Annotated in this window: 23 protein-coding genes and 1 tRNA gene; 10 read left to right on the forward strand and 14 right to left on the reverse strand. The window is 63.0% G+C overall.

The genetic code is table 11. The annotated features are described in order from the left end of the window. Positions 1-18: 18 nt before the first annotated feature. Together ACXYMS_RS08515 and ACXYMS_RS08520 are read right to left on the reverse strand one after the other, a co-directional pair. A complete protein-coding gene (locus tag ACXYMS_RS08515; RefSeq protein ID WP_458905411.1) occupies positions 19-1,233 on the reverse strand; it encodes an EAL domain-containing protein in 1,215 nt (404 codons plus the stop codon). 203 nt (positions 1,234-1,436) lie between these two features. After that, the gene (locus ACXYMS_RS08520) at positions 1,437-2,657 is read right to left on the reverse strand and encodes an ROK family transcriptional regulator (protein ID WP_458905412.1); all 1,221 of its coding nucleotides are present in this window, start codon (positions 2,655-2,657) and stop codon (positions 1,437-1,439) included. 122 nt (positions 2,658-2,779) lie between these two features. Between ACXYMS_RS08520 and ACXYMS_RS08525 the strand changes: the two genes are divergently transcribed. Then, the gene (locus ACXYMS_RS08525; protein ID WP_458905413.1) at positions 2,780-4,207 is read left to right on the forward strand and encodes a sigma 54-interacting transcriptional regulator; all 1,428 of its coding nucleotides are present in this window, start codon (positions 2,780-2,782) and stop codon (positions 4,205-4,207) included. Here the strand turns inward: ACXYMS_RS08525 and ACXYMS_RS08530 are convergent. Next, on the reverse strand, positions 4,204-4,584 hold the full coding sequence (locus ACXYMS_RS08530) for a hypothetical protein (RefSeq protein ID WP_458905415.1): 381 nt from the start codon (positions 4,582-4,584) through the stop codon (positions 4,204-4,206). The two genes, ACXYMS_RS08525 and ACXYMS_RS08530, sit on opposite strands and share 4 nt — an antisense overlap. Before the next feature lie 123 nt (positions 4,585-4,707). Here ACXYMS_RS08530 and ACXYMS_RS08535 point away from each other — a divergent pair, with 123 nt between their 5' ends. After that, positions 4,708-5,244: a dihydrofolate reductase family protein gene (locus ACXYMS_RS08535; RefSeq protein WP_458905416.1), complete on the forward strand. Its 537-nt coding sequence runs from the start codon at positions 4,708-4,710 to the stop codon at positions 5,242-5,244. On the opposite strand, the gene ACXYMS_RS08540 is transcribed toward ACXYMS_RS08535, so the two are convergent. From ACXYMS_RS08540 to ACXYMS_RS08550, 3 genes are all read right to left on the reverse strand, one after another. Beyond that, complete coding sequence (locus ACXYMS_RS08540) at positions 5,241-6,194, reverse strand: DMT family transporter (RefSeq protein WP_458905418.1); 954 nt, start codon at positions 6,192-6,194, stop codon at positions 5,241-5,243. The two genes, ACXYMS_RS08535 and ACXYMS_RS08540, sit on opposite strands and share 4 nt — an antisense overlap. 72 nt (positions 6,195-6,266) lie before the next feature. Then, on the reverse strand, positions 6,267-6,458 hold the full coding sequence (locus tag ACXYMS_RS08545) for a hypothetical protein (protein ID WP_458905419.1): 192 nt from the start codon (positions 6,456-6,458) through the stop codon (positions 6,267-6,269). 68 nt (positions 6,459-6,526) lie between these two features. After that, the gene (locus ACXYMS_RS08550) at positions 6,527-6,886 is read right to left on the reverse strand and encodes a DUF427 domain-containing protein (RefSeq protein ID WP_458905421.1); all 360 of its coding nucleotides are present in this window, start codon (positions 6,884-6,886) and stop codon (positions 6,527-6,529) included. Positions 6,887-7,070: 184 nt separating this feature from the next. Here ACXYMS_RS08550 and ACXYMS_RS08555 point away from each other — a divergent pair, with 184 nt between their 5' ends. The 3 genes from ACXYMS_RS08555 to ACXYMS_RS08565 all read left to right on the forward strand — a co-directional run bounded on the left by ACXYMS_RS08555 (position 7,071) and on the right by ACXYMS_RS08565 (position 9,418). Further along, a complete protein-coding gene (locus ACXYMS_RS08555) occupies positions 7,071-7,361 on the forward strand; it encodes a co-chaperone GroES (protein WP_046103399.1) in 291 nt (96 codons plus the stop codon). A gap of 48 nt (positions 7,362-7,409) precedes the next feature. Next, positions 7,410-9,050, forward strand: coding sequence for a chaperonin GroEL (groL, locus tag ACXYMS_RS08560; protein ID WP_458905423.1), 1,641 nt, complete (start codon positions 7,410-7,412; stop codon positions 9,048-9,050). A 131-nt stretch (positions 9,051-9,181) separates the two neighbouring features. Then, on the forward strand, positions 9,182-9,418 hold the full coding sequence (locus tag ACXYMS_RS08565; protein ID WP_458905425.1) for a BrnA antitoxin family protein: 237 nt from the start codon (positions 9,182-9,184) through the stop codon (positions 9,416-9,418). On the opposite strand, the gene ACXYMS_RS08570 is transcribed toward ACXYMS_RS08565, so the two are convergent. The 7 genes from ACXYMS_RS08570 to ACXYMS_RS08600 all read right to left on the reverse strand — a co-directional run bounded on the left by ACXYMS_RS08570 (position 9,419) and on the right by ACXYMS_RS08600 (position 15,404). Beyond that, positions 9,419-10,168 carry a TSUP family transporter gene (locus ACXYMS_RS08570; protein WP_458905427.1) on the reverse strand — a complete coding sequence of 250 codons (750 nt, stop codon included), beginning with the start codon at positions 10,166-10,168 and terminating at the stop codon, positions 9,419-9,421. It abuts the gene before it with no gap. Positions 10,169-10,177: 9 nt separating this feature from the next. Beyond that, the gene (locus ACXYMS_RS08575; protein WP_458905428.1) at positions 10,178-11,395 is read right to left on the reverse strand and encodes a glycosyltransferase family 2 protein; all 1,218 of its coding nucleotides are present in this window, start codon (positions 11,393-11,395) and stop codon (positions 10,178-10,180) included. A gap of 65 nt (positions 11,396-11,460) precedes the next feature. After that, positions 11,461-11,631: a hypothetical protein gene (locus ACXYMS_RS08580; protein ID WP_458905430.1), complete on the reverse strand. Its 171-nt coding sequence runs from the start codon at positions 11,629-11,631 to the stop codon at positions 11,461-11,463. A gap of 2 nt (positions 11,632-11,633) precedes the next feature. Then, positions 11,634-12,329 carry an ATP phosphoribosyltransferase gene (hisG, locus tag ACXYMS_RS08585; RefSeq protein WP_458905431.1) on the reverse strand — a complete coding sequence of 232 codons (696 nt, stop codon included), beginning with the start codon at positions 12,327-12,329 and terminating at the stop codon, positions 11,634-11,636. Beyond that, the gene (locus ACXYMS_RS08590) at positions 12,326-13,390 is read right to left on the reverse strand and encodes an ATP phosphoribosyltransferase regulatory subunit (RefSeq protein WP_458905433.1); all 1,065 of its coding nucleotides are present in this window, start codon (positions 13,388-13,390) and stop codon (positions 12,326-12,328) included. The genes hisG and ACXYMS_RS08590 overlap by 4 nt, the downstream gene beginning before the upstream one ends. Before the next feature lie 85 nt (positions 13,391-13,475). Next, the gene (gene hisS, locus ACXYMS_RS08595) at positions 13,476-14,972 is read right to left on the reverse strand and encodes a histidine--tRNA ligase (RefSeq protein WP_458905434.1); all 1,497 of its coding nucleotides are present in this window, start codon (positions 14,970-14,972) and stop codon (positions 13,476-13,478) included. Between the two features lie 168 nt (positions 14,973-15,140). Continuing rightward, positions 15,141-15,404, reverse strand: coding sequence for a hypothetical protein (locus ACXYMS_RS08600; RefSeq protein WP_458905436.1), 264 nt, complete (start codon positions 15,402-15,404; stop codon positions 15,141-15,143). 408 nt (positions 15,405-15,812) lie between these two features. Here ACXYMS_RS08600 and ACXYMS_RS08605 point away from each other — a divergent pair, with 408 nt between their 5' ends. The 3 genes from ACXYMS_RS08605 to ACXYMS_RS08615 all read left to right on the forward strand — a co-directional run bounded on the left by ACXYMS_RS08605 (position 15,813) and on the right by ACXYMS_RS08615 (position 18,867). Next, on the forward strand, positions 15,813-16,268 hold the full coding sequence (locus ACXYMS_RS08605) for a response regulator (RefSeq protein ID WP_458905438.1): 456 nt from the start codon (positions 15,813-15,815) through the stop codon (positions 16,266-16,268). A 110-nt stretch (positions 16,269-16,378) separates the two neighbouring features. Beyond that, positions 16,379-16,996, forward strand: a complete 618-nt coding sequence (locus ACXYMS_RS08610; protein ID WP_458905439.1) for a L,D-transpeptidase — start codon at positions 16,379-16,381, stop codon at positions 16,994-16,996. Between the two features lie 47 nt (positions 16,997-17,043). Further along, positions 17,044-18,867, forward strand: coding sequence for a TadE/TadG family type IV pilus assembly protein (locus ACXYMS_RS08615; protein WP_458905441.1), 1,824 nt, complete (start codon positions 17,044-17,046; stop codon positions 18,865-18,867). A 19-nt stretch (positions 18,868-18,886) separates the two neighbouring features. Here the strand turns inward: ACXYMS_RS08615 and ACXYMS_RS08620 are convergent. Continuing rightward, positions 18,887-18,963, reverse strand: a tRNA-His gene (locus ACXYMS_RS08620). Between the two features lie 279 nt (positions 18,964-19,242). Between ACXYMS_RS08620 and ACXYMS_RS08625 the strand changes: the two genes are divergently transcribed. Both ACXYMS_RS08625 and ACXYMS_RS08630 read left to right on the forward strand, forming a co-directional pair. Further along, a complete protein-coding gene (locus tag ACXYMS_RS08625) occupies positions 19,243-21,927 on the forward strand; it encodes a histidine kinase dimerization/phospho-acceptor domain-containing protein (RefSeq protein WP_458905442.1) in 2,685 nt (894 codons plus the stop codon). 73 nt (positions 21,928-22,000) lie between these two features. Beyond that, complete coding sequence (locus ACXYMS_RS08630; RefSeq protein WP_458905444.1) at positions 22,001-23,479, forward strand: ABC transporter substrate-binding protein; 1,479 nt, start codon at positions 22,001-22,003, stop codon at positions 23,477-23,479. Positions 23,480-23,492: the final 13 nt, after the last annotated feature.

The following is a 23,492-nucleotide window of genomic DNA, read 5'->3' on the forward strand; positions in this document are numbered from 1 at the left end:
TCCCGTCATTCGAAGTGCCTAGAGTTCGGCGCGACGCAACTGGGGCGTGACGGTGCGGCTGGAATCGAGCGACAGGTCGGAGCGAACCGGGCCAGGACCCGCAATATGCTCGCCCTGAACCAGCACGATGTCGCTATCGAGCAATTCCACAATCTGGCGTTCACTGGAAATGCCAGTGGCCAACAGGGTCACCTCGAAGCGTGCCAGATAATTGGCGATGTCGGTCATGTGGAAATCGGTGAAGGCCTCGGGCGTCTGGATGAACCGCTCAGCATCGACCCGGAGGGAGCGAACGCCCATGGCCGCCATGTCGGCCACATCGACCCGCAGCGAGGTCATGCCGGCGATGGAAAAGCCTGCGCCCTTGCGCACCATCTGGTCAATTACGGCCCGCTCATGGGTGGTGAGCGACTGCCATTCGGCTTCGGCGACCATGAAAGTAAGAGAGCCGGCGATGGCGCGGTTGGCGTCGAGGGTCACCAGCAATTGCTCAGCTGCGGCTTCATCGCCCAGCGATGCGCGGGACAAGGGGATGTGCAGCATGGCTGGCTGGCCACCCGTGCGCGAGCGCCGGGCAATGGCAATTGCCTCGACGAGGCCCGTCCCCTCGATGAGACGGACTATGTCCCTGCCACCCCGGCGCGGCATGAAATCGGGGGCATCGGCCAATTCGCCGTCCTCGAGCATAAGGCGCGGCACCATATCGTAGCCAACCGCGCGCCGCTGCGGCAGGCGCACCACCGGCTGCACGTGATGGATCAGGCGATTTTCATCAATGGCCTGGCGCAGCATTTCCAGGGGAATGACCGGCTCGGTTGCCGGCACGATCACCTGGGGCGGGGGCGCGGGGGGCGGTGCCGCGATCATGCGCGCATCCGCCGGATCAGGCGCAGGCGAACGCGAGGAGCCGGCCTTGGCCACCTTGTCCTCGACCTCGGCCACAGCCTCGGCCACCTGGCGGATGACCGTGCCAAGCACGGAAATGTCGGCCTCGACGGTTTCGAGGCGCTGTCCGGGATTGAGGTCGGCAATGGCATTGATGCGCTGGCCGAGCACGGCGCCGGCCTGGGCGTCGGTGGCCAGGAGACGCGACAAATCCTCGATGGCGCGTTCCAGCCGATTCTCGGCCCGCTGGCGCAGGACACGCTCCATCAGCACCACGCAGGCGCAGGCGAAAACCACGGCAACGAGAATCGCATTAGCCGGGGTGAAGGTCAGGCCAAAGTAAGCCAATGCCCCCAGTCCGGCTGCGGAAAACGCGATCAACGAATACACAAGAGCCTGCACGGCGGACCTGAAACCCCTGTTTTTTTACGCATAATCTGGCCGGAAACGAGCAACCACTTTCCGGATCATGCGTCGGCGTCGGGATTCGACCGCTTTTACTTAGCACCCTGTCACAGAGGGAAAAAGGCGCCCTAGTTATCTGTCCCGCGCTATTTACCCGCTTCGGCCTCAAACAAGTCCCAGGCGCGCGAGAAGTAGCGGCGGAACAACAGTAGTTGAGCGGCGCCGAAAACTGCAGCGGACGGCCCGGCGAGACCGCGCGCCAGGCGGGGACGGTGCGCGAGCAGAATCGGCAGTTCAGCCAGATGAGCACTGGTGCTCTCAAGCAGCCGAACCAGGATTGATTCGGGCAGATCGCCATTGATGGTCGCCAGATCAATTTCGGCCATGGCCGTGGTGGTGAGGACGGCCTGCGCCAGGGCATGGCCGGCATCATCGAGCCAATCGGCCACATGCGGCTCCAGCGCCGCCCAGTCCCATTCCCGGGCCGGACCACTGGGCGGGTTCCCCCCGGCGTCTGTAATGCGCAGGACCAGGGCATGCAGCGAGGCCATCAAGTGCAGATAGGCAGGCCGGCCGACACGGTCATGGACGATGATGGCGCCGAGATCCGCGGCATTGCCATAGGGGCCTTCGAGCAGGATTCCCCCCGAAACCACCCCGCCACCGACGAAGGTACCTACAAAGAAGCCAGCGACGCCCTTGGGCCGGGGCGTTGGATGAACGGTAATTTCGCGCCAAGCAGCGGCGCTGCCATCATTGACCCAGATCGTGGGCAGGCCGGTCTGCTCGGCCAGGTGCGCGCCGATGTCGATCTCGGCCCATTGCGCCATGACTGCCTCGGGGGCGCCCAGTGGCTCGAGCAGCGGTCCGAAATTGCCGGGCGAGGTGACGCCGATGCCTGCAAACCGCTCCCGTTGCGCTGTGGTCAGTTCCGCCAGCAAGGTTGCGACATCGGCAGCGACCTCGGCAAAGACCGTAAGGGGATCGGGGAACGGGTAGCAGTGGCGGGTCGCGGCGACAGGTTCGCCAGCGATATTCTGCAGCAAGACTTCAAAATGCTGCCAGCCAATTTCCACGCCGATGGAAAAGCCTCCCTGGGGATTGAGCTGGTAGGGCGTTGCCGGCTGCCCGCGCCGGCCGCGCAGAACATCGCCGCGGATAATAAGATCTCGTGCCTCGAGGTCGGCCAGGATGCGCGCTGTAGTCTGCGGCCCAAGGCCGGAGCGGCGGGCTATGTCGGCATTGGAGACGCCGGGAATGCCGGCAATAAGGGTCAGGACGGCGCGTTCATTGGCCAACCGCACACCCGTCTGGGTAATGCCGCGCACAATCGGCTCGAAAACATCCTCGTCAGACTCAATACGCATAGCGCAGAGATAAACGTGGTTTAGATGACAGGCGCAAGAACGGAATATTTACCCTAGTCCGTAACAATTCGCCCAACGACAAGAACGGTCCGATTGCGGACCAAACCAGGATAATCTGCGCAATGACGATGACGAGCGGAAGCGACAACGCGCTGTGCGGCCGGCTTTTGCTGATCGACGCGGATGTCGCCTGTGCCCGCCAAATCGGCGCGGGGCTTTGCGAAGCTCTGCTTGTCGCCCCCAAGATTGCCCAGGTGTCCGGCGGTCGCGCGGCGGCCGACCTGCTGCGCAAGACCCATTTTGACGTGATCATCGCCGACCTCGACAGCTTGCTGGACCTGGCGGCCAGTGTCGAGGATGCGATGCAGCGGCTGGTGCGGCTGGCGGCAGGTGCGCTGATCCTGGCGGTGGCCGGCAGCGGGTCGGTGAGCGCCGCGCTTGGCGCCATGCGAGCCGGAGCCCACGACTATGTCGCCAAGCCGGTCAGTGGCGCGACGCTGGCCGGGCGCCTGGCTGAACTGGCCCAGCGTCACGGACGCCCGCGCTCGCTGGGTGCGGAGGTCGAAGCGGAGCCGGTCGTGGCCGATTTCGCCGGCTTTGTGGGCGCATCGAGCGCCATGCGATTTCTCTATGAGCAGATCGGGCGCGTCGCCACCTCTTCGGCACCGGTCTTCATCACCGGGGAAAGCGGCACGGGCAAGGATGTGTGCGCCGAGGCGCTGCATGCCAAGGGGCCGCGCGCAGGGAACCGGTTTGTTGCCATCAATTGTGCCGCCATTCCGCGCGACCTGATGGAGAGCGAGTTGTTCGGCGTGGTCCGCGGCGCCTTTACCGGCGCACATGAGGACCGCAAGGGCGCAGCCGAGCTGGCCAATGGCGGCACGCTGTTCCTGGACGAAGTGGGCGAGTTGGATCTTTCGCTGCAATCAAAGCTGCTGCGTTTTCTGCAGACGGGCACAATCAGCCGGGTCGGCGAGACGGCGGCGCGCAAGGTGGATGTGCGCGTCATCTGCGCGACCAATCGCAACCCGATGCAGATGATTGCCGAAAGACAGTTCCGCGAGGATCTGTTCTACCGCCTGCATGTCCTGCCCATTCACCTGCCGCCGCTGCGCCAGCGTCCCAGCGATATCATGGTGCTGACCCGGCATTTCCTTTCCCACTATGCGCGGGAAGAGCACAAGAGTTTTGCCGGCATCAGCCCGGAAGCGTCGCAGAAACTGACGGCCGCAGACTGGCCCGGCAATGTGCGGCAATTGCAGAACCTGGTCCGGCGCCTTGTGGTGATGTTCGACGGCGGCGAAATCAGCGCCGGCATGATCGAGGCGGCAGACATAGAATCCAAGGTCGCCACGACCGCCCCAGTCGAGGCGCCGCGGGCCGAGCGACGCATGGTGCTGCCCATGTGGCAGCAGGAGCAACGCATTATCGAGGATGCCATTGCGGCCTTTGGCGGCAATATCTCGATGGCCGCCGCAGCGCTCGAAATCAGCCCCTCGACCATCTACCGCAAGCGCCAGGGCTGGGCGGGCATGCAGGTCGCGAGCTAGCCAAGCGCCACGACCAGGGTGAGGCCCAGTAGCACCACGACCAGCGGCGTCATGGTGAGGCGCTCGGGCAGGCTGCGCGATATGGCATTCATCACCACGCCCAACGCGAGATAAGCAGAAACGGCCCAGGCCGCCGGCACCAGAAAACCTGCCTCGGGCCAAGGGGCGACCACGCCTGCGCGCATGAGCAGGATGATCGAGAACAGGGCGTAGAGCAGGATGGCCACGGCGCTGCCCAGGCGTAGGGCGCGCGGCAGGACGCGGTGTTGTCCGCCCCAGGCAAAATGGCCGAGCGGCGCGCCCCGGATCAGCGCCAGTTGGAAAATGGCCAGGCCGGCCATCAATACCGAAAAGACGATAGCAACTGTGCTGACCATGATGACTCCCCCATGCCGGGGGTAACATCGGGTGAGGGATGACCATGTTCAAGATCGCTGCTGACACGCACTGACACCCAAGCATGTGATCAGGAGGCACAATCAGATGGAGGTTCTCCGAGCATGACCACCGCCCATGTTTTCATTGCCACGAGCCTGGATGGCTATATCGCCCGCAAGAACGGCGACATCGACTGGCTGGTGGGGTTTTCGGCACTGGACGAGGACCATGGCTATGACCGCTTCATCTCCGGGATCGATGCGATCATCATGGGCCGGGGGAGCTTTGAGAAGGTCGCGACCTTTTCGCCATGGCCCTATGACCGACCGGTTCTGGTGCTGAGCAACAGCCTGAATGCGGCCGACATCCCCCAGGAGCTCATCGGCAAGGTTGAAATCATCGCGGCCACGCCGGGCGATGCCCTTGCCCTGGCTGAGCAGCGCAATTGGCGCCGGGTCTATGTCGATGGCGGCGCCACGATCACATCATTCCTGCGCGAAGGGTTGATCGCAGACATGGTGATCAGCCAGGTCCCGGTGCTGATCGGGGATGGGCTGAGGCTGTTCGGGAGCCTTGCGACGGACATTGCCCTGGAGCTTGAGGACACAACCTCGTTCCCCTCGGGGCTGGTGCAATGCCGATACCGGGTCAAAACCTAAGGGGTATTGGCTTCCCGCGCCCTGGCGCGATCGAGGCCCAAATAGCGTTCGCGCAGGATGACGGCGATGCCGGAGCCCACGATCACCAGGGCGCCGATCACCATGGTCACTGTCGGAATATCGGCGAAGATGACGAAGCCGATCAGGATGGTGAGGATCAGCGATACATATTCGAACGGGGCGATCACCGACATGTCGGCATGGCGGTAGCACGAGGTCAGCAGCAATTGCCCGATGCCACCGAAGATCCCGGCGCCCACCAGCAGAGCCGCCTGTTCCGGGGTCGGCCAGACCCAGCCGAAGGGGATGGTCAGGAGGCTAAGCAGGCTGGCGGTGATGAAGAAATAGGTGACGATGGCTTCTGTACGCTCGGTCTGCACCAGGGTGCGGACCTGGAGCATGGCGAAGGCCGAGAGAATGGCCGCGGCCAGGGCGGCCAGCGCCCCGATGGACTCGGCATCCCCCATGGGCGTATCGCCCGACAGGATGGTGAGGCGCGGCCAGAGGATGATCACCACCCCGACCAGACCGACAAGAACCGTGGTCCAGCGAAAGACATGGACCCGCTCATGCAGGAGCACGGCCGAGAGAATAACGATGATCAGTGGAGAGGCATAGCCGATGGCCGTGGCTTCAGGCAGCGGCAGGCGGGTTAGCGCGAAAAAACCCAGGCTCATGGAGGCGACGCCGATTAGACCGCGCAACACATGGCCGAAGGGACGGCGGGTCTGAAAGGCCAGTACCAGGCGGCGGCGCCAGGCCAGGACGGCCAGCACGGGGAGCATGGCGAAGAAGGCACGGAAAAACACCATCTCCCCGGAGGGAATTGTCTGAGTGGCCTTGAGCATGGTCGCCATGACCACGAAGCAGCAGACCGATGTGACCTTGAGGACTATGCCACGAAGTGGATTGTCCACGGGCGCGACAGGTTCAGCAGTCGGGACGGTCACGTCAGTCCTGTTCCGGGTCGCGGAATTGGCCAGGGCCGTATCGCGGACCGCTCTCTGGCGTGCAGGAGGGCGTTACTTGCCCGCGGCTTCCAGCTTTTCCTTGGCAATGCGCGCTGTAGCGAAGGCCTTGTGCTCTTCGCCCACGGCGCTGCCGGTTTTGACGACCTTGCCGGATGCATCCTGAATTTCCCAATGCCAGTTCGCGCTGGCACCGACGCCGCCTGCACGGCGCAACTTGATCTGCAGGGAAGAATTTTCGCTCATGATTGTGCTTATGGCTCAGTCTTGGGATGGGGGGAAGGGGGAATGTGCGCTGCTCGCGAGCCAGCGGCCTAAACCTCGGATACCCGCAGGGAGACGCGGTCGCCACCAAAAGTCAGCATGTCGCGAATGGGCGCATAGGGGCCATCGGCATAGGGATAATACCAGGCCTCGTCCGCGCCATTGGCCGTCAGCGTCTTGATGGTATAGAAATGAGCCGCGCCGAGCCCCTCATCATCCCGCGTGGTGTCGGAGGCCTCAAGGATTCCGGGGTGGACGTCATCAAGCGGCACGAAGACCATCGGGTCCGCGCCGGGACGTTCGAGCTGCAAGGCCTTGGTCGAACTGGCGATCTCCGCGTCATCGAAGGAGATATGCACCCGCCCCGCTACCGGGACGATATTGGGCATTGTCTGGTTGGCGTCAGCCATTTGGGCACCTCATCGCTGGATTGTCGCATCAAGGGGTAACGCCCGAGCAAAAACTTCGGTTCACACGCCTTGACTCGAGACCGGCGCGATCCCTATATCCCCAGCAGCCTATTAGCACTCGAAGTTCGTGAGTGCTAACAGGTCCGAAATTGCATTCAGAAATGATGCCAAGAGGAACATAACCATGGGCTTCCGTCCCCTGCATGACCGCGTTGTCGTCCGTCGCGTCGACAGTGAAGAAAAGACCAAAGGCGGGATCATCATTCCCGATACCGCCAAGGAAAAGCCCTCCGAGGGCGTGATCGTTTCCGTGGGCCCCGGCGCCCGCGACGAGAATGGCAAGATCAATGCGCTGGACGTCAAGGCCGGCGATCGCGTGCTCTTCGGCAAGTGGAGCGGCACCGAGGTCAAGCTGAACGGCGAAGACCTGATCATCATGAAGGAAAGCGACATCATGGGCGTGATCGAGGCCTGAGCCTCGCCACCGATCCTGTCGTTCAACCCACTTTAAGGAGCGCCTCACATGGCTGCCAAAGAAGTAAAGTTCTCGACCGACGCCCGCGAAAAGATGCTGCGCGGCGTCAACATCCTCGCCAATGCGGTGAAGGTGACCCTCGGCCCCAAGGGTCGTAACGTCGTCATCGAAAAGTCGTTCGGTGCTCCGCGCATCACCAAGGACGGCGTGACCGTTGCCAAAGAAATCGAGCTGGAAGACAAGTTCGAAAACCTGGGCGCGCAGCTGCTGCGCTCGGTCGCTTCAAAGACCAACGACATTGCCGGTGACGGCACCACCACCGCGACCGTTCTGGGTCAGGCCATTGTCGTCGAGGGCGTCAAGGCCGTCGCCGCCGGCTTCAACCCGATGGATCTCAAGCGCGGTATCGATCTGGCCGTGACCGATGTGATCGCGAGCCTCAAGGCCTCGGCCAAGGGCATCACCTCGTCCTCCGAAGTTTCGCAGGTCGGCACGATCTCTGCCAATGGCGAATCCGCCATCGGCGAGATGATTGCCGAAGCCATGCAGAAGGTCGGCAATGAGGGTGTGATCACCGTCGAGGAAGCCAAGACTGCCGAGACTGAGCTCGACGTCGTTGAAGGCATGCAGTTCGACCGTGGCTACCTGTCGCCCTATTTCGTGACCAATGCAGAAAAGATGACGGCGACCCTCGAGGACCCGTACATCCTGCTGCACGAGAAGAAGCTCTCGAACCTGCAGGCCATCCTGCCGATCCTGGAAGCCGTGGTGCAGTCGCAGCGTCCGCTGCTGATCATCGCAGAAGACGTCGATGGCGAAGCGCTGCCGACCCTGGTCGTCAACCGCCTGCGCGCCGGCCTCAAGGTCGCTGCCGTCAAGGCTCCCGGTTTTGGTGACCGCCGCAAGGCCATGCTGGAAGACATTGCTGTCCTGACCGGCGGCCAGGTGATCTCCGAAGATCTCGGCATCAAGCTCGAGAACGTGACCCTCGACATGCTCGGCACTGCCAAGCGTATCGAGATCACCAAGGAAAACACCACCATCGTCGATGGTGCCGGCACGGCCGAAGAGATCCAGGCCCGCGTTGGCCAGATCAAGGCACAGATCGAAGAGACCTCTTCGGACTATGATCGCGAAAAGCTACAGGAACGCCTGGCGAAGCTCGCCGGTGGTGTTGCCGTGATCCGCGTCGGCGGTTCGACCGAAGTGGAAGTCAAGGAACGCAAGGACCGCGTCGATGACGCGCTCAATGCAACCCGCGCTGCCGTTGAAGAAGGCATCGTGCCGGGTGGTGGCGTTGCCCTGCTCCGCGCTTCGGTCAACATCAAGGCCAAGGGCGCCAATGCCGACCAGGAGGCCGGTATCTCGATCGTTCGCCGCGCCCTGCAGGAGCCTGTGCGCACCATTGCCAACAATGCCGGTGCCGAAGGCTCCGTCGTGGTGGGCAAGATCCTCGAAAACTCGGCTGCATCGTTCGGCTACAACGCCGCGACAGGCGAGTACGGCGATCTGGTTGCCCTGGGCGTGATCGATCCGGTCAAGGTCGTCCGCACCGCCCTCGAAGACGCCGCTTCGGTTGCGTCCCTGCTCATCACCACCGAAGCCACGATCGTCGAGGCTCCGAAGGACGCAGCGCCGGCAATGCCGGGCGGCGGCGGCATGGGCGGCATGGGCGGCATGGATTTCTAATCCACCCCGAGCCCTACAAGCTTCCAGGATCGTTTCTTCCCAGTCACGATCTTGGTGGAAAGCCCCGGTGGAAACACCGGGGCTTTTTGTCCTTATAGGGATAGGATGTCCCTGCAATAAGCGAGGAATCGATGCGGACACCCAGACGCGGCGGCAGTGCCCTTGATCAGGCAGAAGCTGCCTTCAAATCAGCAACGACGAAGACCGAGGCGGTTCCAGCGAAGCCGGCAAAGCCCCCAGCAGGCAAGGAAATGGTGTCGCTGCGGCTCGACCGCGATGTGCTGGCGCATTTCCAGGACGATGGTCCGGGCTGGCAGGACCGGATCAACGCTACCCTGCGCGTGGCCGCGGAGCTGGACCCGGAGTGATCAGGGAAAGACGAGGAGCTTGATCGCGAGCGCGATCGAGACCAGCACCACCAGCGGCCGAATGACCCTGGCGCCGTAGCGGATGCCGGTGCGGGCACCGATATAGCCGCCGATCAACTGACCCAGCGCCATAACCACGGCAACGGGCCAGACGACATGACCCTGGGGGATGAAGATCGCCAGCGCTGCAAGATTGGAAATGAAATTGAGCGCCTTGGTGCTACCGGTGGCGCGCGTCAGCCCCAGGCCGAACAGAAGCACGAAGCCGATGGTGAAGAACGAGCCCGTGCCGGGGCCGAAAACACCATCGTAAAAGCCGATGGCGAAGCCCATGACCGGCACCAGCGGCCCGAAGGGCAAGCGCGCGGCCTTGTCGGCATCGGACAGTTTGGGCGCAAACAAAAAATAGAGCGCGATGGCGATGAGCGCCACTGGCACCGCAATGTCGAGCAGGCTGGTGTCGATCTGGCTGACCGTAAGCGCGCCCAGGAGGCTGCCCGCAAAGGTCAGCGCAATTGCGGGAACCAGACTGGGCAGGTTGACGAAGCCCCGCCGCCAATAGGTGACGACCGCCATGCCCGTGCCCACCACAGACTGCATCTTGTTGGTAGCCAAAGCCGCTACCGGGGGGAGACCGACCGAGAGCAGTGCTGGCAGCGCTATCATGCCGCCGCCGCCGGCAATGGCATCGACGAAGCCGGCCAGCATGCCGACGCCCATCAGGGCGAGAAGAAGGAGTGGATCGAGCATGGGGAGGAACTAGACCTGGTCGGAGCGGCGGCGGAATCGATCGTCGGGAGCCGGCCGATCGGCCAGACGACGTTCGTAGATGGGGATATTGATCATGGACGACATGAAGGCGCTCATCATCAGCTGGAACCCCGTGACCAGCGCCGTCATGGCCAGAATAACCGCTCGCAGGGTGGCGGTGGAGGTCAGCGGGCCGAATCCGCGACGGGCCCATTCGAGCAGGCCCCAGCCCATGGCGGCAAGACCGCCCAGCATAAGCAGGATGGCAAAGAGCAGGATGCGTTCGAGCGTCAGGCTTTCGAGCAGGCGATCATAGGAATTCGAGGGCGGAATGAAGCCGTAGCGCGAGGCAAAGCGCCGCCCGATAATGGCAAAGGCGATGGACTGGGTGCCCATGATGACGCAGAGCGAGGCCACCAGCAGCGAATGGACCCCGAAGCTCACACCGGCCACCTGTACGGGTCCGCGCAGCAACATGGCCCCCACGACCAGGCCAATGCCGAGCAGGGTAAAGCCGGGATAGAGGAACAGCCAGCGCGGCGAAAACAGCAGCAGGAAGCGCAGGTGCCGCCATCCATCGCGGAAGGAGCGCAGATGCGGTCGTCGTGAACGGCCATCAGGCCGGAGCGTGGTCGGAACCTCGCGCACGTCAAGCTGGCTCAACGTGGCCTTGACCACCATCTCTGACGCGAATTCCATGCCGGTGGTGCGTAGGTTGAGATCGCGAACGGCGTCGCGCCGGAACCCACGCAATCCGCAATGGAAGTCGCGAATGGGGGTCCTGAAGAACAGGCGCCCGAGAAAGCTCAGGACCGGATTGCCAATATAGCGGTGATGCCAGGGCATGGCCCCCGGCGCAACACCACCGGCAAAGCGATTGCCCATGACCAGATCGGCGCCGTCGCGCAAGGCGGCCACGAAGGCATCAAGATTAGCGAAATCATAACTGTCATCGGCATCGCCCATGATGACAAAGCGGCCCCGCGCCTCGGCGATGCCAGCGCCCAGGGCAGCGCCATAGCCGCGCTGCGCGACAGAGATCACGCGCGCGTCCAGCGCTTCGGCAATCGCCTGGGAGCCATCGGTGGAGCCGTTGTCGGCAATCAGGACCTCGCCCGCGACGCCGCTGCGGGCCAAAAACACCTTGGCCTTGTCAATGCAGGTCGCCAGGGTCTCTGCCTCGTTGAGACAGGGCATGAGAATGGTCAGTTCAAGCGCTTCGTCCACGACGCCCCTCGCCGGACAGTTTGGTCCATGTGCCGTGATTTGGCCGGAGGAGGCAATGGGGCGGCTCAGTCCCGGCCGTCATTGGCGCCGTCCGCGGGCGCTTCGCCCTCACCCGACGCGGCCCCAAGGGCATTGCCGGTGGGCGGCTCAGGTGGGGCCAGTTGCCGACGCAGGCCGGCATAAAGGATGGCGCCAGTGCCCAGCAAGACGAAGAGCAGGACGAAGGCCAGTTCCATCTTCAGTCTCCCAGGTGACGCAGCAGATCGTCGAGCATGGCCTTGCGCGCTGGCGACCAGTGGGCGGTCTTCGAGACGATCAGATTGGCCTCGCTCCTCAGCATGACGCCATCCTCGAGCACGCGCAGGCCATTGGCGGCCAGGGTCGAGCCGGTGGAGGTGATGTCGACCACGATATCGGCCACGCCCGATGCCGGGGCCGCCTCCGTGGCGCCAAGGCTTTCCACGATCCGGTATTCGGCAATGCCGGCGGCGGCGAAATGCTGGCGGGTGATGGTCACGTACTTGGTGGCGATGCGCAGCCAGCGACCGTGACGCGAGCGGAAATCGGATGCCACATCGGCCAGGTCGTGCATATGGGTGACGTCGATCCAGGCCTCGGGCACGGCAATAACAACGTCGGCATGGCCGAATTCGAGGTCGCGCACAAAGCTCACCGAGGCCGGACCGGCTTCGCTGGTTTCGTGGATCAGGTCGCGGCCGGTGACGCCCAGATCAATGGCGCCGCGAATGAGTTCGCGTGCGATCTCGGAGGCCGGGAAAAAGCGCACGGTCACATCCGGCATGCCTTCTATGGCGCCGAGATAGGAGCGGGCGCCGCCTGGGCGGGTGATGGTGAGGCCATGGCGGGCGAACCAATCTCGGGTCAATTCTTCGAGGCGACCCTTTGAGGGCACGGCGAGGGTGATGGATGTCATTTCGAGCCCTCCCCTTCGAGCCGGTCGACCCAGAGGGCGCAGCCGGAGGCGGCAATGGGGGCGGTAGCGCCGAGGCGCTCCAGCAGGCGATCATATTGGCCACCCGAGGCAAGTATCGCGCCGCCCTGACCGCGCATTTCGAAGACGATGCCGGTGTAATAATCTAGGCGCGGCGAGAAGCTGGCGTCGAAAGTGACTCGCGCTTCGCCCAGTCCGTCGAGATGACGGCGGATGGCGAGCAGAGGGACGCCGAGAAAGAGCTTGTGCTTTTCGCCCAAGGCATCGATCTGCTTGAGGGCCGAAAGCGCATCGCCCTTGATGGCGAAATAGTCGCGCAACAGCTTGAGCGTTGCAGCGGGAACATGCGCGGCATCGAGCGCCTGCTGCTCAAGAAAGCGGTCGGCTATTTCTTCGGGCGCGCGACTGTCCGAGAGGCTCAAGCCAGCCGAGACCATGCGGGCGGTGATGTCCTCGATGAGGTCGTCGCGGCTCGGCTGCTCGGTGCGCGGGCTATCGGGCGCCTGTTCGAGGCGGGTGAGAAGGCGATCCATGGCCTCGGTATGGCCGAAGCGGTGGCGGATGCGCGGGCGCCAGGCGTCGGGCATGTCGGCTTGGGCGAGCAGTGCCTCGAAGAGGCCAACGCCGCCTAACTGCACCTGCGGCGTAATCCCATAGAGCGACAGCGCGGCGCGGGCGAAGGTCAGCACCTGATCGAGCGCAATGTCGCCATCGGGCTGGGCCAGCAGTTCTATCCCCGCCTGGTCGAACTCGGCCGGGCCAGTGCTGCGCTGGCGGAAGATGGGACCAAGATAGGAGAAGGCCGCCGGCGCCCCTGCCCCCTGCTCGATGTAGTCGGCGACGATGGGCAGGGTGAAATCGGGCCGGAGGCAGTACTCGGCGCCGGTGAGGTCGGTGGTGAGCAACAGGCGGCGACCGAATTCCTCGCCGGCCAGATCGAAATAGGGATCGGCGCTGAGCAGCAAGGGCGGCGTGGCGCGACAGCCGCCCTGGGCTTCGACGAGGGATTCGAGCTGGGAGCGGCGCATGGCGGCGTTGGTCATGAGGCCATATCCATCAGCACACTCGTTGTCATCCCGGCGAAAGCCGGGGTGACACGGTGGTGGGGGACAAGATGGAGCACTGCGATCATTGCTCGCTCAACAGCTTCTGGACCGCCGCAACAAGCTCTTCGCGCTTGATTTCGAACTGGCCGGGGCGGGCGGCTTTCCATTCGGCGTTATCGGTGATGGCCTGGGCGGCCTGCTTGCCGGCGACGAGGTCCTTGATCTGCAGGATACCCTGTTCGCGCTCCTGCGATCCTTCGATGATGACGGCTGGGGAGTTGCGCTTGTCGGCATAGGCGACCTGCTTGCCGAAATTCTTGGTATTGCCGAGGAACATCTCGGCGCGGATGCCGGCCTGGCGCAGTTCGGAGACCATGGCCTGGTAGCGGGCGGTTTCGGCCTTGTCCATGACGAGGACGACGACCGGGCCGACGGGCTCGGTGGCGCCGAGATTGCCGGTGAGCTTCAAGGCATTGGCCAGCCGCGAGACGCCGATGGAAAAGCCGGTGGCGGGCACCGGTTCGCGGCGGAAACGGGAAACAAGGCCATCATAGCGGCCACCGCCGCCGACCGAGCCGAAGACCACGTCCTGGCCCTTTTCGTTCTGCACCTTGAAGGTCAGTTCGATCTCGAAGACCGGGCCGGTGTAATATTCGAGGCCGCGGACGACGGAGGGGTCGATCTTGATGCGGTCATTGTCATAACCTGCAGCATCAAAGAGCGACCGCATCGTCTCCAACTCAGCTATGCCATCACGGCCAGCCTGTGGCATGCCCAACAGTTCGGCAAGTTTCTCAAGTTCACCAACGGCTTGAGCGTTAGTGTTCTTTTCGACCCCATCGGTAGCGCTCATCCCCAAATAGGTGATGATTGCACCAATCTGCTTTGCGTCCAGTCCCGCGCCTTTTGTGAAGTCGCCACTTTCATCCTTGCGACCGGCGCCGAGTAGCAGTCTCACGCCTTCCACACCGAACTTGTCGAGCTTGTCGATGGCGCGCAGAACAGTCAGCTTCTGCTCATCGGAGGTGACGCCAGCCGCTTCGAGCACACCATCCAGAACCTTGCGGTTGTTGACCCGGACGACGTATTTGCCCTGCAAGCCCAGCGCATCCATGACGTCGGCCATCATCATGCACATTTCTGCGTCGGCTTCGGGGCCGGCGGCACCGACCGTGTCGGCGTCGAACTGCATGAACTGGCGGAAGCGGCCGGGACCAGGCTTTTCGTTGCGGAAAACATAGCCCTGGCGATAGGAGCGGTAGGGTTTTGCCAGGGTCTCGAAATTTTCGGCGAAGTAACGAGCGAGCGGCGCGGTGAGGTCGTAGCGCAGGCTCATCCACTGCTCGTCATCGTCCTGCAGGGAGAAGACGCCTGCATTGGGCCGGTCGGTATCGGGCAGAAATTTTCCGAGCGTCTCGGTATATTCAAACAGGGGCGTTTCGACCGGGTCGAAACCATAGCGCTCATACACCGCCTTGATCTTCTCGATCATGGCGCCAACGGCAGCGATTTCGCCAGGCGTGCGGTCTTCAAAACCGCGCGGCAGGCGGGGCGTGATGAGCTTGGTCTTTTCGGTCATTTTTCTGCCCTGGAAAGTCGGCCCGTCCTGGAAATTCCAGGGATCTTGTTGTCGCGTGGTCGAGGTGCAGAAGTCTGCAACTTTTGCTGACCACGCTCTAGACGATCAAGGCCTGAGAGACAATGGCGGGATAGGCGGCAGCCGGGGGGCCCCGGCTGCCTTTTTCAATCACGGGCCACCCCGGTCGGGGGGGTGCAGCCGATAGGCGTGCAGATCAAAGCCCATCCATCGAAAGCGGTCTTCTGCAGGCGGCAGGCCGACATCTTCGCGCAGATAGTCGGGCACCGGCGCGTAGCGGACGGGCCGCATGGCCCACCAGGCGCGGATGGCGCTGGCCAGAACGGGGACGAGCCCCCGCTGATGGACAGCATCGGCGATGGAGAATTCAAGGCGCAGCACGACGCTGCGCTCATCGAGCACGTTCGAAGACATTGCTATTTCCGGCAGAAATGACTCTGCCGGCCTCTAAAGGATGAAGTTGGGAGAAAGGCGGATTCCGGACGCAATACGACCCGGATTCAGCGTTTCAGGTTTGGTGGTGGGGTGTCCGCGGGCCGGAAAGCGGCCGAGGTACCGTCAGTGGGGGAGCTTTAAGCTCGTGCCCAAAGATGGCAGGTAGGCCCCGAGTGGCGGAACGAATTTGCTGTCATAAAACGCCTCCCTCGGATGGCTGTTGCGAACCAGGACTGGATAACTCACGAATCCGTGAGCTGCAAGCGCAAGATGTGGCAGCATGTCGCAGCAATTGGCACCTGTTGCAAGGAAGTCACGGTCCGGAGCGCCGCCCGGTTCAATGCACGTAGATCACCGAATTGACGAGGTCGGGCGGACAGCGGCCAAATGCAGGCCCCTGCATGCAGCGGGACGGGTGAGGTGGTGGTGGTTCCGGAACGGCTGAGGGCGCTGGTGGTGGACGACAACAGCCATGCGCGCGCCATCTGCACCATGGGGCTGACGCGGCTGGGTTTCGGTGCCATTGAGGAAGCCGAGGGCGGGGCGGAGGCCCTGCTCATGTTGATGAGCCGTTCGTTCAGCCTGGTGCTGATGGACTGGTACATGCCCGATATCAGCGGCGCGGGGGTGATGCAGGTGCTGCGTGACCCGCGCTTCGGCGCGCCGCCGGACCTGCCCGTCATCCTGATGACGGCCTACCCCTCACATGACAATCTGGTCCGCGCCCGCGCGCTGGGGGTTAACGACATCCTCGCCAAGCCCTTCAGCACGCGGCATCTGGACCTAGCCCTTAACCGGGTGCTGGCGCCAGAGCGGCTGGTGGGCGACGTGGCGTATCTCTAAGCAAGCTTTTGTTATCCCTTTGAAGCCACTGGGAATTAACCACGTAGCTTGACCTCTCCTTTGCGCTTCTGGGGGACATTGTGGCCAAAGGCATTTAGGGAATGCAGGTCATGAGAACTCGAATTTTGCGCGCGCTGGTTGTCATGCTGGCCATAGTGACCACCCTGCCGGTACAGGCAGAGACCTTCCGACCTGGCTGGCGCGCTGCGCCGCCACCCGGCATCACCATCACCGATAGCAGGCCGCGCCATGCGCTGGCCTTACAGGGCAATCCTTATGTGTCGCCCATCTATCTGCGGCAGGTGGTGCCCTATGCCACGGGTGAGCGCAGCGGCACCATCGTGGTCGATACGCGCCAGCATTTCCTCTATTTCGTGCTCGGCGACGGCCGGGCCCTGCGCTATGGCATCGGGGTGGCGCGTGACGGGTTCGAGTGGAGCGGTACGCACCGGGTCACCCGCAAGGCCGAATGGCCGAGTTGGACCCCGCCGGCCGAAATGCGGCGGCGCCAGCCCGGATTGCCCACCTTTATGGCAGGCGGACCGGACAATCCCATGGGCGCGCGGGCGCTTTATCTGGGCTCCACGCTCTACCGCATTCACGGCACCGTCGAGCCCTGGTCCATCGGCCAGAACGTCTCGTCGGGCTGCATCCGCATGACCAATGCCGACGTGATCGACCTCTATGGACGGGTGCAATTGAACACCAAGGTGGTTGTGCTTTCCTAAGGAGTTTGCGCCACAGTCGGGGCTGCAGCGCTAACAAGGTGCCTTACATGTCCTCATTCGCACCGCTCCTGCGGCGGTTCGCAAAAGACGAAAGCGGCGTTTTTGCCGTGTTGTTCGGGCTGATGGCCATTGTGCTGATCGCCCTGGGCGGCGCCGTGGTGGACTATGTGACGCTGGAGCAGACACGGCAGCGTGCCCAGGTGGCGCTCGACGCTGCGGTGCTGGCGCTGCAGCCGGATATTTTTACACCTGGCATGACCGAGGAATCGCTGCGCGCCCGTGCCGAAGCCATCGTGCTTGAGCGGATCGGCGACATCAACATCATCGAGGCCAAGGTCGACCGTGCCGAAATGGACCTGGAAGCCGGCAGGCTGTTCCTGAGCGGTGAGTTCACACTGCCCACCTTGTTCGTAAGCCTGGTCGGCGTGACCCAGTTGCAGGCCGGGTTCAGCGCCGAGGCTTTGCGCGGCGCTGTGGACATCGAAGTGGCCTTGGCGCTGGACGTAACCGGCTCGATGAGCGGGCAGCGCATTGCAGCGCTCAAGGATGCGGTCGGCGATCTGGTCGATGTTATCGTGCAGGATGTGCAGGAGCCGACCTATTTCAAGGTGGCCCTGGTGCCCTATGCGCAGGCGGTCAACGTGGGATCGTTTGCTGAAGCGCTGCGTGGTCCGATTCGGGAGTCCAAGGATATCCGTGCGATGAATTGGTCGACGGGCTCGATAAGAAACATCACCAATATCAGCGACCACGGCTCGGCCCGCTTCACAACCTCTGGAAACCACGGGTTCAGGAATGGCGACTGGGTCTATATCTGGGATGTCAGCGGTCCGACCAATTTCAACTACCGCGCCTTCCAGATCAGCAATGCCAGCGGCAATGAATTCCGCCTCTCAGGCGTCCGGAGGAACAACACCTATAACGGCGGCGGCCATGTGATCGAATGCCTGGCTCAAGACTGCAATACGGTGGTCACCTCCACTAACCACGGCTTTGCCACCGATCAATGGGTTCGCGTCACCGGTGTCGGTGGCTGGCAGCAGGGCAATTATACCAATAATGAGGACTACCGGGTAACCACTCTAACGGCCAACACGCTGGTGCTGCGCGGCCACACGATGATGACCAATGGCAGCTACAATGCCAATTCTGGCGTGATGCACTGCACATGGCAGACTGCGACCGAGGGCTGCCCGTACTACCGTTATACCGGGGTATGGGGCGACACCTATACCTATGCAATCACCGACTGTGTGACCGAGCGCGCCGTCAACCCGTTCAACGATGAGCCGCCCAGCGTCACCTATGTAGGCCGAAATTACGTACCCAGCAACGAGTGCCCGAACACCCAGATCGTCCCATTGACGGACGACCGGGATGAGTTGCATGACGTGATCGACAACCTGCCGGCATCCGGCAATACCGCCGGCAGCCTGGGAATCCTGTGGGCCTGGTATCTGCTGTCACCCAATTTCGGATATGTCTGGCCCGAAATCAGCCGGCCCGCCCCCTATGGCCAGCAAAACTTGCTCAAGGCGGCCATCATCATGACCGACGGCGAGTTCAACACCGTTCATTGCAACGGTGTTCCGGCAAGGGGCTCCGCTGGTGGTTCTGACAATATCAACTGTGGCCCGCATAATGGCGAACCCTATCCGCAATCACGCGCCTATTGCGATGCCATGAAGGCCACGGGCATTGTCGTTTACACCGTCGGCTTCGGCATCACCGCAGGCAGCTCGGCCGCCAATGTGCTGAGCTATTGTGCATCGAGCAGCAGCAATGCCTACCTGGCCTCGGACGCCGCCGCGCTGTCCGATGCTTTCGAACAGATCGCGCGCAACATCTCGTCGCTGCGCCTGACCCGGTAGTCGCTGCTGGTGGGGTGGGTGGTACCGCCTCCCCGGATTGAACGGGGGACCTCTAGATCCACAATCTAGCGCTCTAACCAACTGAGCTAAGGCGGCAGGACCGCATCGGAGGGCCAGCGCGAGGCCGGGTTCCGAAAGCGGGCGGAACATAGGTCGAGATGGACTTGATGACAAGCACCGATTTCAAGCTGTGGACAGAGCGCGATTTTACGCAGGCTCGAGGCAAATTTCAGCCCCTGGCGTGATCAATCCTTAGGAAAGGCGACTTAACCATTGGGCGTGATGCAGCCCATCACCGGGAAGGGTCGGGCTGGATTCGTTCGCCCCGGCACTATATTGAAGAACACTTAAGGAACTTCGGACCTCTGTGCCGATATGGCACAGACCAACGAGGTCGAGACCACGCAAAGGCCGTCCATGGATGACCGCTGGAACAATCTGCCGGATGCGCGCCGTGTGCTGCAGCATGAGGATGACGCACGTCCGGCCTGGCTATGGTCGCTGGACGGGCGGGACCTGATCTGGTCGAATTCGGCAGCAGACCTGTTCGGCGCCAAGCTCAAAAAGCACGGCCTCAAGCGCGCAGCGCCCGCGGTGCCGATCAAGGGCCAGGTAGCGCGCATCGTGCGGCTGGGGTCATCGGGACGAACCAGCCTTGCGCGTATCCAATTTCTGGCCGGTGAAAAGCCGGTATCGGCAACCTGTGCCACGACCCCGCTGGCTCGGAGCGACGCGGAGCCCGTGCTGCTGATCGTAGGGGTCGACCCCATTGATCCGGACATAATGGCTGCGGCGCTATCCGGCGATGACGGCGACCCGGTTGAGGCGGCGGCCCCGGCACCGAAAGATGACGACGAAGCGCCGGAGGTGTGCGAAGCCGCACCGGACGGTGACGGGGAAGCCTCCCTAGAGCCCAAAGTCGCGCCGGCCGAACCTGGACCCATGGAGGGCGAGGCCATCGCGCCGGAGCCCGAAATTGTTGCCTCGACTGGCGATGACAATGCCTATGCGCATGAGTTGCAGAGCTGGCACGACACCGACGCGGAAACGGCCTACGCTCTAGCGACGGAAGCCGCCACCACGCCAAATGCGGATTCGCCGGAAGACTGGATCGAGGCGCTGGGCGATGCGCCGGTCAATATCTCCGAGCTTCCCACGGTGGAAAATGTCGAAGCGCCCGTGACGGATGCCCCCACCGATACCCACGGGGCGTCACCAGAGGCCGAAGAGGCTGAGGATGGCTTGCAGGATGTGTCCCGCCGGTTGAGCGACCTGGTGGACCGACTGGCGGCCGATGAGGCGCTTTACGCCCCGCTGACCGAAGATGACGACATGCCGCCGACCGAAACGGCAGAGAGCGATCCGCAAAGCGATGCCATCGTGGCGGCGTTCTACAAGGTCACCGGACGGGGTCTTCGCAATGCGACGACCGCCGAAACCACCCAGGAAACGACCTCCACGGACGAGCCCGCGCTGGCGGCCGAGCCCGACCCCGAGGCGGTGGAGCGTGTCTCGCGGTACAATTTCGATGAATTGTCGCGCATCCTGACCGATCGGGTCGGAGAGCGAAACTGGCAGGCTGCCGAACCGGGTCCACCAACGCCCGTGACCGCGCCACCGGCAACGGCAGGCTCGGGCGCTTTGATCAACTTGGGCGGTGAAACGCTGGTGCTGAACCGGTTGCCGCTCGGCATCATGGTTTTTCGCGACCAGCAGGTATTGTTCGCCAATCGCGCCATCACCGAAATGGTGGGCTATGAGTCGGTGGAGAGCCTGCGGCAGGCGGGTCTCGCCGCCATCTTTCCGGTCATGGGCACCGAGGGGCAGGATGCCGGCCCGGTGAACCACCTGGTGCAGCGCGATGGTACGCTGGTGCCTGTCACGGCGCGGCTGCAATCCATATCCTGGCATGGCCGCCCGGCGCTGATGCTGTCGGCCAGCACCACCGAGGTGCGCACTGGCCATGAAGATGCCGTCAAGGCGTTCGGCCAGACTTTTGCCGACATCCGTGGCGATGGCTTCATCGAGGCCAATCGCAATGGCATGGTCAGCGCAGCCAACGCCCCTGCGATCACCCTGCTGACCGGCGGCAAGCCGCTGAACGGGCGTGCGATTGCATCGCTGGTGAGTGAAGACGATGCAGTGGCGCTCCGAGCTTTCCTCGAACGTCCGGCCCGCTTTGCGGAGACCGCCCGGCCCTGCCTGACGCTGCGCTCGGTAGATGGCAAGGCCGACATCTTGCTCTTTGCGCTTGGGCAGGCCGGCGTGGTTTCAGGCTATTTCGGCCTGGTCAATGCGCGCCAGACCACCCCAGCCCGTATCGGCGCGCCGGTGGATGTCGATCCTGCCCTTTTGGGGCGGATCAGCCGGGGCGTCCGTCGTCCGCTCAATACGGTCATCGGTTTTTCCGATATCATTCGGTCCAAGGCTTTCGGCGCACTGAATAGTGAGCGCTATGAAGCCTATGCCGATGATATCGCCCAAGCCGGGCAAGAAATCGCCGCGCTGGTAGACGAACTGGACGATTATGCGCGGCTGCGCGATGGCCGCTATCTACCGCAGCGAGCGAGCCTCGATCTCACCGACCTCCTGGAACATTGCGTGGTCCGCATCCGCGACCAGGCCAATGGGGCGCGCGTGATCGTGCGCAATGCCATTTCCGAGATGCTGCCGCGGGTGACAGCTGACCGGGCCTCGCTGGCCCAGGCGGTGCTGAACCTATTGGCCAGCGCCATCGACCAGACCCCGATGGGTGGCGCGGTCGTGATCTCGGCACAACGGCATGACGACCATTCCATTGCCATCCATGTGCGGGACAGTTCCGCCCACGCGGTGGACATGGCTGAGCGCTTCGTGGTGTTCCGCGATGGCGTGGGCAGGAACGGGCAAATGCTGACACCGGTGCGCTCAAGTGTCGGGCTGGCATTGACCCGCTCGCTGCTGGCCGTCAATGCAGTCTCGCTTTCAGTCGATCCGGCCGGAGCCGAGGGCATGCTGTTTACCCTCAGGATTCCCGCTGACCTCGTCAACGAGCAGCCCGTGGCCAAGGAAGCCGAATAGTCCGGTGCTGCGCAAGGGCGCAGATTTTCTATATACTGGCTCGTGCCGTGTCGGCGCCGATGGAGGAAACACGATGCATTCACGCAAATCCCTGGCTCTGGCGATGGCGAGCCTGTTGCTGACGACAGGCAGCGTCCTGGCCCAGCCAACAGAGATTCGGATCGGCGTGGCGCTCGAACCGCCCGCGTTGGACCCGACAGCCGGCGCGGCAGAGGCCATCGACGTGGTGGTCTACCAGAACGTTTTTGAAGGGCTGGTGCGCATCGACCAGACCGGGGCCGTGCAACCGGGCCTGGCGGAGAGCTGGACCATATCGGATGACGGGCTCAGCTACCGCTTTGCCCTGCATGAGGGCGTCACCTTCCATGACGGCAGTGCATTTGATGCCGAGGACGTGAAATTCACTTTTGACCGGCTCTTGGCCGAGGGCAGCGTCAATGCCCAGAAGGCGCTCTATGCGCCGATCTCGGCTGTCAGCGTTGTCGACCCGGTCACGGTCGAATTCACCCTAGAGCGGCCTGACGGGCTGTTCCTGTTCAATCTGGGGCGCGGCGATGCGGTGATTGTGGCGCCGGAAAGTGCTGACAACAACGGCGCCGAACCCATCGGCACAGGGCCCTTCGCCTTTGTGCAATGGGACCGGGGCAGCCGGGTGGTGCTGGAGCAGTACGGACCCTATTGGGGCGAAAAACCGGCGCTGACCAAGGCGACTTATCTCTTCATCTCCGATACCGCGACAATGACCAATGCCCTGCTGGCAGGCGACGTGGACGGCACCAATAATTTCGCCGCCGAAGCCTTACCGGTGTTCGAAGGTAATCCGCAATTCACGGTGCTGGTGGGCTCCACCGAGGGCGAAACCATCCTGTCGACCAATAACCGCAAGGCGCCCTTTGACAATCTCAAGGTGCGCCAGGCCATGGCCCACGCGCTGGACCGCCAGGAAATCATCGATGGCGCGACCTATGGCTATGGCGTGCCCATCGGCACCCATTTCGCGCCGCACCACCCCTATTATCTTGACCTCACCGGCACCTATCCGCACGATGTGCAAAAGGCGAAGGCGTTGCTGGCCGAGGCAGGCTATCCCGAAGGATTTTCGGCGACGCTGAAGCTGCCGCCGGTGGCCTATGCGCGCCTTTCGGGCCAGATCATTGCGAGCCAGTTCGCCGAAGTGGGCATCGACCTGGAACTGATCAATGCCGAGTGGGCGCAGTGGCTGGAAGATGTGTTTGCCAATAAAGACTTCGACCTGACCATCATCAGCCATGTCGAGCCGTTCGATATTGGCATTTATGCCATGCCCGACTACTATTTCGGCTATGACAATCCCGCCGTTCAGGCCCTCAACGAGACGCTCAATGCCACGACGGACGAGGATGAACGCAAGCGGATTGCCCAGGAGATCCAGACGATCATCGCCAATGATGCCGTCAATGGGTATCTGTTTGAGTTGGCCCAGACAGGTGTGTGGAACGCCAAGCTCGAGGGCATGTGGCAGAACGCCCCCGTCGAAGGCGTGGTGCTGCGGGACATCCGCTGGGTGGAGTGAGCCCGTTCGTCGG

This window comes from Devosia sp. CAU 1758, from assembly GCF_054482695.1.